This is a genomic window from Sphingobacterium sp. CZ-UAM, assembly GCF_002000245.1.
Taxonomy (GTDB): domain Bacteria; phylum Bacteroidota; class Bacteroidia; order Sphingobacteriales; family Sphingobacteriaceae; genus Sphingobacterium.
Genome location: NZ_MTCM01000009.1, coordinates 54,457 through 68,866, shown reverse-complemented (window position 1 = coordinate 68,866; position 14,410 = coordinate 54,457). Strand labels below are relative to the sequence as shown.

7 protein-coding genes are annotated in these 14,410 nt (G+C 41.5%); 2 read left to right on the top strand and 5 right to left on the bottom strand.

The window, feature by feature from the left end; translation table 11 throughout:
* Positions 1–295 precede the first annotated feature (295 nt).
* Both BWD42_RS22810 and BWD42_RS22805 read left to right on the top strand, forming a co-directional pair.
* Positions 296–2,626, top strand: coding sequence for a TonB-dependent receptor (locus tag BWD42_RS22810; RefSeq protein ID WP_077438724.1), 2,331 nt, complete (start codon positions 296–298; stop codon positions 2,624–2,626).
* Positions 2,627–3,808, top strand: coding sequence for a PepSY-associated TM helix domain-containing protein (locus BWD42_RS22805; protein WP_077438723.1), 1,182 nt, complete (start codon positions 2,627–2,629; stop codon positions 3,806–3,808).
* Between the two features lie 204 nt (positions 3,809–4,012).
* Here BWD42_RS22805 and BWD42_RS22800 read toward each other — a convergent pair whose 3' ends face one another.
* The 5 genes from BWD42_RS22800 to BWD42_RS22780 all read right to left on the bottom strand — a co-directional run bounded on the left by BWD42_RS22800 (position 4,013) and on the right by BWD42_RS22780 (position 14,391).
* Entirely contained in the window at positions 4,013–5,497 is a 1,485-nt protein-coding gene (locus BWD42_RS22800) for a RagB/SusD family nutrient uptake outer membrane protein (RefSeq protein ID WP_139351263.1), read from the bottom strand.
* Positions 5,498–5,533: 36 nt separating this feature from the next.
* Positions 5,534–8,644 carry a SusC/RagA family TonB-linked outer membrane protein gene (locus tag BWD42_RS22795; RefSeq protein WP_077438722.1) on the bottom strand — a complete coding sequence of 1,037 codons (3,111 nt, stop codon included), beginning with the start codon at positions 8,642–8,644 and terminating at the stop codon, positions 5,534–5,536.
* A gap of 266 nt (positions 8,645–8,910) precedes the next feature.
* Positions 8,911–9,636: a LytR/AlgR family response regulator transcription factor gene (locus BWD42_RS22790; protein ID WP_077438721.1), complete on the bottom strand. Its 726-nt coding sequence runs from the start codon at positions 9,634–9,636 to the stop codon at positions 8,911–8,913.
* Positions 9,637–9,712: 76 nt separating this feature from the next.
* Entirely contained in the window at positions 9,713–11,032 is a 1,320-nt protein-coding gene (locus tag BWD42_RS22785) for a RagB/SusD family nutrient uptake outer membrane protein (protein ID WP_077438720.1), read from the bottom strand.
* Between the two features lie 20 nt (positions 11,033–11,052).
* Positions 11,053–14,391 carry a SusC/RagA family TonB-linked outer membrane protein gene (locus tag BWD42_RS22780; protein WP_077438719.1) on the bottom strand — a complete coding sequence of 1,113 codons (3,339 nt, stop codon included), beginning with the start codon at positions 14,389–14,391 and terminating at the stop codon, positions 11,053–11,055.
* Positions 14,392–14,410 lie beyond the last annotated feature (19 nt).

Below are 14,410 nucleotides of genomic sequence, written 5' to 3'. Positions count from 1 at the left end.
TTAATTATGGAAATATCAATTGCTAAAATAGCTATCCTATATCAATAAATCGTAAACAAAATATGTATTTTTCTATTCTTGCCATTGGTATAAAAAACATCAGCTCAACATATTCTTAAAATTGTTAGCCATCAACAAAGACACTCCGCAAGGCTTTTCGCCTTGTCAATATGGATTTTGCGAGAGTAATCAAAATAGATCAAAAAAATTGGATAAAAAAGCGCTCTTTTTTAAGCCGAAAAAGTATAAATATTCTATATTTGCATCAATTTATATTTGATCTAAATAAACTACCATGAAAGAAAGAACACGCTATATGATGTTCGCAGCAGCAACCCTCGTCCTCCCCGGGACGCAGTTACATGCACAAGAATTCGCTCTCCTTGTAAAAAATACAGAAAATAAACCCGTCGCTCAGGCTAATATCAAACTCAATGGAAAAAACATCGGATACTCTGATCAGCGCGGGCAATTTCAGCTCAGTAAAGTACCAACGGACACTCCGCTTCAATTTCGTGTTTCCTATACCGGTTTTTCTCCTCTTGAAAAAACAGTGCGTTTAGATACACTCAGCGGCCCGCTCTTATTTCAGTTAAACGCAATACAGACTTTAGACGAAATCATTGTCACCGCCGGTCGTAAGGCCGAAAGCATATCGACAGTTCCCTCCTCTGTATCGATCTTAACTACAAAGGAGATCGAGGCACAAAGCCAGATCAGTACCAATCTTTCCACAATACTTGGCAATACAATTCCTGGGTTGGGGACAGCGACCAATAAAGCGACTAATTCGGGTCAGACCTTACGGGGACGATCAGTACTGGTTTTAATAGACGGTATTCCACAATCCACACCATTAATGAACGGCCAACGCGATCTGCGCACCATTGATCCAAGTGTCATTGAACGGGTAGAAGTTATCAAAGGAGCTACCTCCATCTATGGAAATGGCTCCGCGGGTGGGATTATCAACTACATCACACGCAATCCGGCAAAAGATTCAGCCCCCATGCAAGGAATTACCAGCCTGCGGACAACCTTCAATCCAATCAACAGTGCCGGAACACTGGGTTATCGTGCTGCCCAAACATTGTACGGCCGAAAAAACAGCTGGGACTACACCCTTAGTGGATCAGTAGACTATGTAGGACTCCAACGCGATGGCGATGGGGTAGCACTCGGCCAGGCCGATGGTCTTTCAAATACCTATCAATACAATGCATTCCTCAAGCTCGGTTATACGATTGATAGCAGTTCCAATCTATCCGCTGTATATAACTTTTATCGCAGCAACCAGCACAACCGGTATATCAACCAAACGGGTATCTATGGACAATCCCCCACTATCGGGGTAAAAGGGGATGACCCCGGCAAACCTGCCGGCACACCGTACAACCACAATGCGATGCTGACGTATACCAAAAATAATCTATTTGCCTCCACCTCCCTCGTTGCTTCGGCCTATTACAATACCTTTCGATCCATGAATCGTTATGTCGAAAAAGCATCGGCATGGTATGGTCCTGGTCAAACACAGATCAACTCCGAGAAAAAAGGATTACGTATCAACCTCAACACGCCTTTTCAAGTATTCGGTTCCAATGCAGATGTCACTTATGGACTTGATCTCCTGAATGATGTCACGGATCAAAACCTGACGGACGGCAGGGTGTATATCCCTTATATGAATATGCTCAATGTAGCGCCTTACGCACAAGTAAAGATTGATTTCCTCGAAAATTTAATTTTCAAAGGTGGCGTCCGTTATGAAAATGCAACCGTCAAAATCAAAGATTTCAACACCATTGCTACAGGGCCGAATAATGAAGGTAGTATTGCTGTCAAAGGCGGTGAAATACCGTATAAAGGAGCCACGTTCAATGCCGGCCTTCGTTACAATAAATATGCATTCTTCAATCCCTTTATAAGCTTTTCACAGGGTTTTGCAATCAACGAACTCGGACGTATCGTGCGCAGGGCGACCGACAACGACTTGGACAGTCTGAAAACGGATCCCATCATTACCAATAATTATGAAATCGGGTTTTCCAGCAACTACAGTATTTTCCAACTATCTGCTTCCTATTACTATAGTACCTCAAAAATGGGCGTGGAACTGGTAGACATTGGTGGTTATCTGATGCCACAACGACTTCCCGAAGATGTCTATGGATATGAAGTGGCCTTAAGCGCAAATATCAGCCCTCAACTCACAATAGGTGGGACATATGCCTATGTTGAGGGAAAATCGAAGAAAGAAGACGGCACAAAGTCCTACCTTAATGGATCACGCATTGCTCCGATTAAAGCAACGGGATACATCTATTATACACCAATAAAGCCATTGACCTTTCAATTGTTTTGGGTGCATACCGGCTCCCGCGACCGTTTTATGCCAAACGAAAAAGGTATTTACAAAAACAGTGAGGGGCCGGTTAAATCTGTCGATTTATTCAATCTAAACGGTAATTACCAAATCAATAGACAATGGTCATTGGGACTGGGTATCGAAAACCTGTTCAATAAAAATTATTACCCTGTCGTCAGTCAGTACCGCGCGCTAAATGAGGATTACGTCAAAGGCCAGGGAATGATGGCTTCCTTTAATATCAATTATAAATTTTAAATGCTCAAATCTAGCATACTTTGGCTGCATAAATGGCTCGGGATAATCACTGGCATTATAGTATTTATTTTAAGTATAACAGGATGTATATACACCTTCCAGGATGAGCTCAAACTATGGGCTTATCCTGAAAAGTATTTCACAGCCCCTGTTCATAGCGCCTCGCCCCCACTTCCTTTAAGTACCTTACTGAACAATGCACAGCAAAGTCTGGAGGAGGGACAAAAAATCTCCCGTATAGACCTCTATCCGGCAAAAGATCGTACCTGGGTATTTCGTGCCATGAAAACAGATGAAACAGCCTTCGGCCATTGGAATTACTTTCGCTATTATAAAAGGGTATTTATTAATCCCTATACAGGAAAGGTACAACAGGTTGAAAATACAAAGACAGAGTTTTTCCAACTGGTCTTACAACTCCATCTTAACTTGTTGCTGGGAAAAAAATACGGACATGCCTTGGTAAGTTGGTCTACAGCGCTATTTATGGTCATTCTATTGAGCGGGATCGTATTGTGGTGGCCGAAAAAATGGAAAGGCAAACATTTGCGCAGGAGCTTTTGGCTGGATACGAAAGTGAAATGGAAGCGACTAAACCACGATCTGCACAATGTCATTGGCTTCTATAGTCTATTGTTTGGACTAGCCTTTGCTGTGACGGGCCTGGCCTTTGCATTCCCTACTTTTAAAAAGTCCTATGTCGCTACATTTAATCTTTTTCAACAGGAAGCGACATCTACAAAGCTACCTGTCCCGACACCGATCCCTTTGACTTATGAAAAATTTCAGGACAATGCACTGCACTATAGCCTCAAAAATTATCCGCAGGCCGAAATGCTTTCCATCCGACTGAAAAAAGAGACCGAACCAGAAATAGATATCCAGATCAGAAGGTACGAAAAACGGAGCGGTATCTTTGACTGGCTATATTTTGACCGAAAACAAGCTAATTTAAAACAGATCAAAACCGGTGACGACTTGCGATTCGGAGATAAACTTGGATCGCTCAATTATGATATCCATACAGGTAGTATTGGCGGCATGGGAACAAAGATTATCGCTTTTATCGCCAGTCTTTTTTGTGCTTCCTTACCTCTCACGGGTTATATTATTTGGCTGAACAAAAGCAAGAAGGCAAAGAAAAAGAAGGGTTATCAACATAATGTTAATAAGTACTGTTAATAACAGGACATTTCCTTTTAAACAGTTTATCAACACAGTTATCAACATAATGTGGAAAAGTACAACATTCATGCCCACTGCATAAAAACCAATGACCTGCCTAAAATTTAGTCTCATAATTCTAATTCGTTTTTACACAGAAAAAGAAAGCCAGTACATAAACGTACTGGCTTTCTTTGAGCAATAAAAACCAAAAGAATAAGACTAGAGATTCGGATTTCTTACAGTCTCTTCGTAAGGGATAGAAAATAAGTAATATGAGCTGTTTTGAACAAAAGCCGATCCATCAGGAAATTTAATAACACGATGACCTTGAGCATTGACCAGTTTCGGTTTACCGTCAGCACCGACAATCTCTACTTGGATAGGTTTTCCATCGGCGTCAACATACGACTTCCGAGCCACCTTACCCTGCGTACGAAGAATATCGGATAATGCAAATCCTTCTCCCCATAGTTCCTTGCGTCTTTCAATAAGAATTTCTGCAATTAATTGATCAACATCATTTCCAGTAAATAATTTTGCATTTCTAGCTGTACGCAATTTATTCAATAGCGCTATTGCCCTATCTTTTTCTCCGGCCCTCGCATAACCTTCCGCTTCAATCAATACCATCTCCGAAGCGCGCATATATACAATATCACCGATCAAATTAGATTTAAATTTAAACTTTTTATACCGCAGAAAACCTTCTCTACCCGGCAGATTATCCCATTCAAATAGTGAATATCTCACATCGTTGCTATCAAACAAATTTTTAAAATACGGATCAGCCATAAAACTATAGTAATAAGATCCTGCTGAAGACACATCCAGGTAGTGGAAGGTGTAACTTGCGACGCTCTGCTCATTCGTTTGCTTATGTCCCCAAATCCACTCTCTATTTGCCAAGTCATTAAATCCCGCTTGATATTCGGATGCGTTCATTAACTCATAATCTTTAGCAGCCTTTTCTGCATATGCCGCGGCTAATTTCCACTCGCCTGTTTGTAGATAAGTCCGCGCCAGCAAACCATTGACGACATTAATGTTTATATCGAATTTCTCACCTATGCCCGCTGATGCTAACAACTTTTCACTCGCATTCAGGTCACTCACGATAAGCTTATAAACCTCCTCTTGTGTTGCCCGGGGTTTTCCCTGAGTTGCAATGGTACTGGGTTCGGTATAAATAGGCACTGATTTAGCCGCTTTATCCTTTAAATAACTAAATTGATAATAGGTCGCCAAATTCAGATAAGCAAATGCACGTAATGCATGTGCTCTTCCTTTTAAAACCCCTTTAGCTTCCACTGATCCGGCCGCACCATCGACCTTCGCAATGACATTATTCATATTATCGATCACTTTATACAACATAATCCAAAAGGAATTGACACGGTTCGAACGATTATTTGTTAACTCGGTAAATGCATAAGCATCCCGATAACCATATTTTGTCGTCACGGCAACATCACTTCCCATAGCGTCACTTGTACGCATGATTGAAGTATAGCCCGGATTCGCATAGGTAAAATAGGTATCATTCAAATATTTCCAAGTACCGTTAATAACGGTTGCGACATTGTCCGTATTTTTAAAGACCTCTTCTTCTGATACAGAGGTAGTCGGGCTGGTCTCCAGAATATCCTTACACGATGTATTCGCCAAGGATAAGGCTATAAGTATAGATGTAATTTTTAGTTTCATGATTTTCATTTAATTTTTCAGCTTAACAACACATCATTAAAAAACAAACTGAACCCCACCAGAAATTGTCCGCATCGCTGGATAGCGGAAATAAGTAGCGCCATTCACCGTTTGTTCAGGATCCATTCCTTGATGCCCATAAAATGTCAGTAGGTTTTCTGCAGTCGCAAAAACGCGGACCTTTTCTATCCCAATTCTTTTAATTAGCGCTGCCGGGAGACTATACCCCAGACTGACGTTTTTAAGACGCGCATAGGTACCACTGTATAAAAAACGTGTCGATGAGGAAGTCCAGTTCAGATTATCCGTCGTCAATTTTGGTACATCAGTTTGCGTATTCTCCGGTGTCCAACGTTCAAGTATTTCCTTTGACCAAGCACGTCCCGGGTTACTTCCGTTGTGCATAATCTGAATATAATCATTATCCAATATTTGACCGCCAAGGCTGAAACTCAACAAGGCTGATAGATCAAAATTTTTATAGCTAAAGCTGTTCTGAATCCCGCCGACCAGATCTGGAAGCGAGCTACCTGCTATAAAATTGCCTGCTTTTCCATATTCCGAAGTCTTTTCGCCTGTTTTATTACCATCCTTGTCTGCAGTATACCATTGCGGCAAACCATTTTCTGGATTTACACCAGCCCATTCGGGCAAATAGAAATCATAAATGCTTCCACCTACACGCAAAAGCTTATTGCCAGTAGGAATGGGCCTATTATTATTTGGCAGTGCTGTAATCTTATTTTTGTAATGTGAAAGATTAAGATCCAAATTCCATCTAAAATTGTCATTCTGAACAGGAATGGTATGAATATCCACATCGATACCCGTATTTTTCAAAGCGCCAATATTTGCATCATAGCCGGTATACCCTGTTGAATAGGCCATTGGCATCGTGAACAGTAGGTCTTTACTCCGTCGGTTAAAATACTCAACAGTTAACGATACCCGGTTGTCAAATGCAGACAGGTCAACACCTACATTGAGATTGAGGTTCGATTCCCACTTTAAATTCGGAGTAGCCAATCTCCCCGTATAGGTTCCCCCTCTGCCCAAACTGTTAGCAATAGTATATAGCCCTTTGTAGGCATAATACGTTCCGAGGTTATCATTTCCCTGTCCGCCATAACTCGCTCGCACAGTCAACTGATTAATTGTCGTATTATCTCTCAAAAAGTTCTCCTGCTTTAATTTCCAGGAACCACCCAAGGACCAGAAAGTACCCCAACGGGTATCAGGCGCAAATCGGGAAGATCCGTCTGTTCTTAGCGATCCTGACAGGTAATACTTATTATCATAGTTATATTCCACCCTACCCAAAAAACTCAATAATCTATAATCAACACTGGATCCTGTAAAATCATTTAATTGCGAAGCAGCCACAGGCTCAAAGAGATCAGGCATAACAAAGCGTTCTCTACTCCCACTGATATTGCTGCTGTTGAACGCATAATATTCCTGACCGGCCAACACATTCAGGTAATGCAAACCAAACTGTTTCTCGTAAGTCAATAAATTGTTCCAGGTCTGTGCAACAGTTCGCACATTTGAGCGATAAACATAACCGCCAGTATTGACACCATCACCCAATACTGGATTGGTATAGTCATGTGTACTCCCGTTGGTATAATCAACACTGTAGGTCGATTTTAATTTTAAATTTCTGGTAAATAATGCTTCCAAATAAGCGCGGGCAGAAAGATTCTCCCGACGAATATCATTTTTATCCAGCGGTAAAGAAGCTGCCAGATTATTACGCGGCGTTGCACCGCTTGGTCTATACTCCCCAAAATCATACACTTTATTTCCGTTGGCATCGAGCACAAAAGATCCATCCGGGTTTCGTTCATAATACGGATAAAAAGATGGAACCAGTCTCGTAAAGTTGATGATATTAGCCGTATTGCTATCCTCGGATTGAGGGTATTTTTGCTGCGTGCTGCTACCACCGATATTCACCCCTGCATTCAACCAAGATTTAACCTTACTATCAATATTAGCTCTTAAGTTATAGCGCTTAAAACCCGATTCGATCGCTATCCCTTGATCGTTCAGATAACCGCCCGAGATGTAATACGTGCTTTTCGCACTCCCACCGCTAAACCCAAGATCTGCCTGTGTACGCACACCTGTACGCTGCAATACATCTGTCCAGGGATCGTCCCAAAGTGTTTTTGCCCCGGCAACCAGCTTACCATCTTCGCCGACGGGTTGAGGATATTTACTGCCGTAGGGATTGACATTAAGATCAGTCAGCAATGTTTTACTTGCATTTGTAGCGGATTGAGCCGCAGATAATCCATTGGACAGATTTTTATTTCTTAAAGCCTCCCAATAGAGTTGAAAATACTCATCGGTCGATACCTGATCATAATCGCGAACTGCCCGGGTTGAATAACCTTGAGTAAAATTCAGATTAATTTTTGTATTATCAGAGGCGATACCTGATTTGGTCGTAATAATAATTACCCCATTAGCCCCCCTAGAACCGTAAAGTGCACTGGAGGCAGCGTCTTTTAATACCGAGATCGACTGTATATCGTTCGGATTAATGGAATTGATGTCACCGGCATAGGGGTTGCCATCCAATACGATCAAAGGTGCACTGGAGGCATTGATAGATCCAATCCCTCTGATCCGGATAGTCGCCTCGGTACCAGGTTGACCCGAAGAAGCGACCGACTGTAATCCCGGAACCTGACCTTCCAATGCTTTTGTGATATTAGAAACCTGTCTGTTCTCGATCGCTTTACTGCTCACGGTACTAACTGAACCCGTAATATTGGATCTTTTGGACGTACCATAAGCCACCACAACGACTTCCTCCAAACCTGTGCTCGATGGTTTCAGAGCCAAAGAAATATTAGCTCCGGAGGCTCTCAATTGTTGGGATTCGTAGCCTATAAATGAAAAATCCAAAAGAGGAGCATCCTTGCCCGAAGCGCTGATCGTAAACTCACCTTTAGCATCAGTAAGTGTCACCTTATTTTGATCTGATATACGTACACTTACGCCAGCTAGCGCCTGGCCGGTAGTCGCATCAGTAACTTTCCCCTGGACGGAACGTTGCTGTGCATACAATTTATTCATACTGGCACTAGACAATGCTAACGCGACAATAGGAAAGTATTTGAATGTTGAGTGCATATAGAGGGTGTTTTAATAAATTAGTTAAGCATTATACTTATATAGAAAAAATAAATAGACATAGTGTAATTATTCGAGTCAACAGCTCCCTTTTTTGTATAACTCTAAAAATCTACTAAATTGATAGATTTTATTAGAGCGCAAATATAATACAATCTATACTAATTTACTATACATTTTTTATAAAAAAATAAAACACTGAAAATCAATTCATTAAAAATCAAAAAACAAGACAATAAACTGATAGTAAGCTAGCTAACAGAACACTATTGATCTAGCCAGCGCTGAAAATTTGGTGAACGCTCTTCGCTAACAATAACATCAATCCCCTTTGGAGTTGGGGGAATTAGTTCCAATTTAATTCTATTCCGACTTATTTTTAACATAGACTGAATGGAATCAATACGAATAAGAAATTTTCTGTTAATTTGAAAAAAAACGAATGGGTCTACCTGAGTCACCAAGTGGACTAGACTATCTTCAATGATATAGGCTACGCCTGACTCTTTTTCCACCGCATATAGTTCTTTATCTTCCGCCATAAAGTAAGCAATATCGGCGATCGCCAAGGATTTTAAAAAGTTACCATATTTCACCAGAAAGCGTTGCTTTAGACGCGGCTCTGTTTTGGGTAACAGTGGCTCAAGTCGTTTCATTGTCTGCGCGAGCTCCTCCACATCGAAAGGTTTTAATAGATAGGCATAACCTTGATTTTGAAAAGCTTCCAATGCATATTGTTCATAAGCTGTTGTAAAAATGAGCGGCACATCAATCGATACCTGCTTAAATATTTCAAAACTCAGTCCATCCATCAGATGGATATCCATAAAGATCAGGTCAAAATGATGCTTATTGATGATCTTCACCGCTTCCTGAATCTCCTTTGCATTGGTAAAGGTCAATGCGCCATCCCCATAAAGGTCTGTCAACATCTCCTTTAAGCCTACAAAAGCCCAGTCTTCGTCTTCGACAATCAATATATTCCATCTCATGGCTTGAATGTAATAAAAAATCCATTTCCTAAGAAAGAAAATGGATTAATATATAAAGGATTAAAAAAAATTGACCTTATTTTAATAGATCTGGGTTGTTATTGATCGCTTCTTGTGGATAACGGATCACATAGCGCGGATCATTTTGCTGCAAGGTAACCGTTCTACCAAAACTCGCATGTGTTATTGCAGGCCTTGTTGTACGTTTTAAATCATACCAACGCAGACCTTCAAGAGCCAATTCGCGCTTACGTTCAAGTAATACCGCATCCAGCAATTGTTCTTTGGACAAGGTCGCATCAGCTTTTGTTTCTTTGACGTAAGCATCGACCGTAAATCTGTTTTTCTTCAATGCGGCCAGATATTTTAGCGCTTCCGCTGTATTTCCCAAACGCACATTGCATTCTGCAATTGTCAGATAAAGATCTGCATTTCTGAAGCTCACGTTGAAACGGTTTTCTCCTCCTTTAAGTGAGACATAATCAGCACCTCTTTTTTGGAAATAGCGACCTTTTCTTAAATCTCCATCCGAATAGGCCGACAATAAAGAAGGCGAAATAAATGAACTCGAACGTACTTCCGGAATAGATACTTTCTCCAGCGCCATAATGATTTCGGCAGACTCAAAATCATTAGGTAATAAACTTCCCGTAACATTGAGATCTACGAGCTTGTCGTTTATTTTCAAAGCTTGCTTTGCCGCTTCTATTGCTGCCTGCCATTCCCCGCGATATAAATGAAGACGTGATGCCATTGCATATGCTCCACGCTTACTAAAGCGATAATTCACACCTTTCGCCTGATCGTCTACTGTAAGCAATGCCGTCCCCTTTTCCATATCCGATAACACCTGCGCGTAGGAGTCACCTATGGTTGCAGGAACAAAACGTTGTTCCAGGTCGATTTTGGTCGATAGCGGAACTCCACGCAAAGCTACATTGCTTGCTGAATAGACTTCACTGTAGCAATTCAATAACTCAAAATGCGCATAGGCACGCATCAGGTAAGCCTCACCTTTGATCTGATCGACGTTAGCGTTACCCGTCAATTTTTCGTCAATCGTACTGATGATCTGGTTACTGTAGAAAATACTCTTATAGAAGGCCAGATACGGATAAGCAGTGGTTGCCGGATCGGGATTTTGATCGTTCCAGAGATAAATATCTTTGGTCCGGGCAGCATCTGTAGAGCTTTCATCCAACAACAGTTCGTCGGTACGTAATGACAGATACGATTTATGTGCCGGAAAACTCGTGTAGCCACTTGTCATCAAGCCTCTAAAATCACTTTCTGAGGTAGGAATGACAGTCCCCACCGGTTGTATATCCAAGTATTTATTGCAGGAAGTCAATGCGCCAACCGTCATCATCATTCCAAAATAAATTATGTTCTTCATATTATAATCAATTAAAAGAATTAAAAACTTGCTGAAAGACCAAACGCAAAAGATTTGCTGATCGGCTGCGCATAATAGCTACCGTACGTCTCTGGATCAAAATACCCTTCGTAATTCGCACCAAAAACAAATAAATTGCGTCCTTCTACGTTCACACGTAAATTGTTGGTTCCGATCTTTTTACTTAAGCTTGCAGGTAAGGTATATCCAAGACGGATGCTATTGATACGGACATAACTCATTTTCTTCGCCCAGATATCGTATTGCTTAAATGAACTGATCGGATCATTACTCTCCATCCAGCCATAGGCCATCCAACGGTCATTTAGTTCCGAACCGATGCTTCCCAATGCTGGCAGAGCTGTTTTCCCCTGTAAAGCCATCAAGAGACCCTTCGTATAGTTTTGCCCGCGATCTACCAGTGCCGGATTATAAGTAGGCGTACGGTTTACCCAACGCTCTAAATTGAATACAGCTGAAATCGCCAGATCAAAATTAGCATAACGGAAACGGTTGGTCATACCACCTACAAATTTCGGATCCTTGCTGCCTTTGTATTTAAATTTAGCACGATAATCTGCCGCTGTCATGCTCGTTTGGGAAGTATATCCCGGTAAGAAATCTGCCCAAGGATCGTATAGTCCATAGAATTCTTCGAAACTCGAAACAGAGCCATCCTGATTTCTAAACTGCATCACACCGTCTTTATCCAATCCAGCTGTTTCCAGTACATACATACCATTGATGGGACGGCCTACCTGAGTTTCTGGCGCATAGGCTTTGGGATTATTCATCACCTTCAATAATTTATTATTATTGTGGGCGATGTTAAAATCCGTTGACCAGGAGAATTTTTTGGTCTGGATCTGACGGCTTGATATAGTCAATTCCACCCCTTGATTTCTTGCCGAAGCCCAGTTTACCTGGACATCCTGGAAACCATTTTCCATAGGTAAGGCACTATTTGCAATCAGGTCTTTACTTGTTCTATTGTAATAATCAACTGTAATATTCAACCTATTTTTCCAAAGCCCCAAATCAATTCCAGCGTTATAAGATTGTGTACGTTCCCAACGTAATTTGTTATTAGCAGGCATATCTACCACGACTGTTCCTTCTGGATAGCCTGGAAGTATAGTCGAATTTTCATACTTCCCAACAATAAACGGATAGGTATTGCGATCCACATTTCCCTGAATACCATACGAAGCACGCACACGGAGATCAGACAAAGCTGTTTTACCCTTGATAAATTCTTCTTCCAGCACATTCCATGATCCAGACAAGGACCAGATCGGCAAGAAACGGTATTGCGGATCTACGCCAAACATATTTGACCCATCATAACGTATGCTACCATATACATTGTACTTACGGTCAAATGTATAGGTCGCATTCCCGTAGAAGGAGGCATAGGAGTTTTCGATCAATCCTTTTTTGTATTGTACAAATCTCGAATCATCTTGATAGTTGCTATTCGGAAAAACAATATTTTGTGTGGTCAAAGTTGACGGATTATAGCCAAAACCTTTGGTTGAAACCATTGTATTCTTACTCCGTCGCAGTTCTGTTCCGCCCATGAGTTCCAGCTCATGCTTTTCATTCCAGGTTTTGTTGTATTTTAAGTAAGTTTTCCAGTTGTATTGAAAAATGCTATTATGGTTATTTTCAATTTTACCACCCGTAGGTAAAAAATATTTAAACGTCTTACTTGCGGAATCGTAATACCGTGTTGCTGCACGCAATTTACGGGTATTGTAACTTTCCTGATCGGCAAATCGCTCCATGCTATTTTCATCAAACTGCAAACCAAATTCGGTACGTAAAGACAATTTCGGGATAATGGTATACTCCAGGTAACCAATCGCTTTCAATGCCTTATTTGTCAGCGCATATTTGGTATTTTCCCGTTCTTCTATGGCATTGAAAGGAATGTAGGTTTCTTTTTCGTAGCCTTCGATATCCGGATCGTAGTTATACTTACCCGATTGATCCCGCACGGTTAAATATGGATTGACCAAACGCATATAATTACTCGGATTGGTAAATGCATCGTCATCCTGGATCGGGTTTTGTCTATTTGAAACAGAGCCTAGTAAATTGATTCCCGCTTTAAAGCGGTCATTTATATTGAAATCATTGTTTAATGTCAATGAATAACGACGTAGATCTGCTCCTTTAGTTGCTCCTTTTTCGTCGTAAAAGCCGCTGGACAGATAGTACCGATGCGCGTCGTTACCACCGGATATCGAGGCCGAATATTGTTGATTGAGTGCCTGACGATAAAGTTCTTTTCCCCAGTCTGTCTGCTTCAGGCGCAATTGATTAATGGACTGCTGCACCTCTGGCGAAAGAGCAGCCAAACCGCCTGAACGGTAGGCTTCCAGTGCATTCGCTTTATCCAGGATACGCATAACTGCCCCCTTGCCTGTGCGATAATTTAAATCAGTACGGTTGGCCATCAATAGTTCAAAGTCTACTTTTTCATTGGCATTCATCAAGTTGAGTTTACCAAAGTCCGGACGTTCAGTGACAAACGTATTTGCCGAAACCTGTAATTTTGCTGGACCTGATTTACCTCTTTTTGTTGTGATCACAATAACGCCGTTAGCAGCACGTGCACCGTAGATCGAAGTTGCCGCCGCGTCTTTTAATACGGTGATATCTGCAATATCATCCGGATTGATTCCTGCAATCGGAAGATTATTCAAACTATTCAGGTTATCCTTATCAATCCGATTCGGCAATTCTGTCCCTTCTATGGGTAATCCATCAATAACCCACAATGGATCCTGTGTACCATTGAGTGATACCGTACCGCGGATACGGATCTGTGGTGCACTATTGGGACCACCATTAAAATTACTCAACTGGAGACCGGCCACCTGTCCCGCTAGCAGTTCATCAATGGATGCAACGCCTGTCTGCTTGATATCAGCTACATTGATTTTATTATATGCTGTTGTATTTTTACGTTTTTTGATATCGGTATAGCCCGTTACGATGACTTCATCCAGGGATTCTCCACTCGGTTGTAGCAAAATCGTCCTGTGGTCCTGAAATACCGGAACCTGAATACGCTGGTACCCCACATAACTAATGGTGACGTATTTTAAGTTCCCCGGAACTTTTAGGCGAAATTCGCCCGAAGCGTCAGTCAATGATCCCAATGCAGATTGTTGCACCTGATTGGGTACGCCGATGTCTTCCGCTACTGCCGAACTCTCGACAACAACCGTCGCCCCCACGACCGGCTTTAATGTGACCGCATCCAGTACCTTTCCTTTCAGTTCCTTGGATTCTTGTGCCTGTGCCATTTGCACACACATAAAGGTCAGCGGTATTAAAAACTTATTCATTTTGGTAGATGTTGATATA

Excerpts from the sequence above, each read along its gene's own strand:
- BWD42_RS22795 (WP_077438722.1), bottom strand. The coding sequence starts at position 8,644 with ATGCACTCAACATTCAAATACTTTCCTATTGTCGCGTTAGCATTGTCT.
- BWD42_RS22780 (WP_077438719.1), bottom strand. The coding sequence starts at position 14,391 with ATGAATAAGTTTTTAATACCGCTGACCTTTATGTGTGTGCAAATGGCA.
- BWD42_RS22790 (WP_077438721.1), bottom strand. The coding sequence starts at position 9,636 with ATGAGATGGAATATATTGATTGTCGAAGACGAAGACTGGGCTTTTGTA.
- BWD42_RS22785 (WP_077438720.1), bottom strand. The coding sequence starts at position 11,032 with ATGAAGAACATAATTTATTTTGGAATGATGATGACGGTTGGCGCATTG.
- BWD42_RS22810 (WP_077438724.1), top strand. The coding sequence starts at position 296 with ATGAAAGAAAGAACACGCTATATGATGTTCGCAGCAGCAACCCTCGTC.
- BWD42_RS22805 (WP_077438723.1), top strand. The coding sequence starts at position 2,627 with ATGCTCAAATCTAGCATACTTTGGCTGCATAAATGGCTCGGGATAATC.
- BWD42_RS22800 (WP_139351263.1), bottom strand. The coding sequence starts at position 5,497 with ATGAAACTAAAAATTACATCTATACTTATAGCCTTATCCTTGGCGAAT.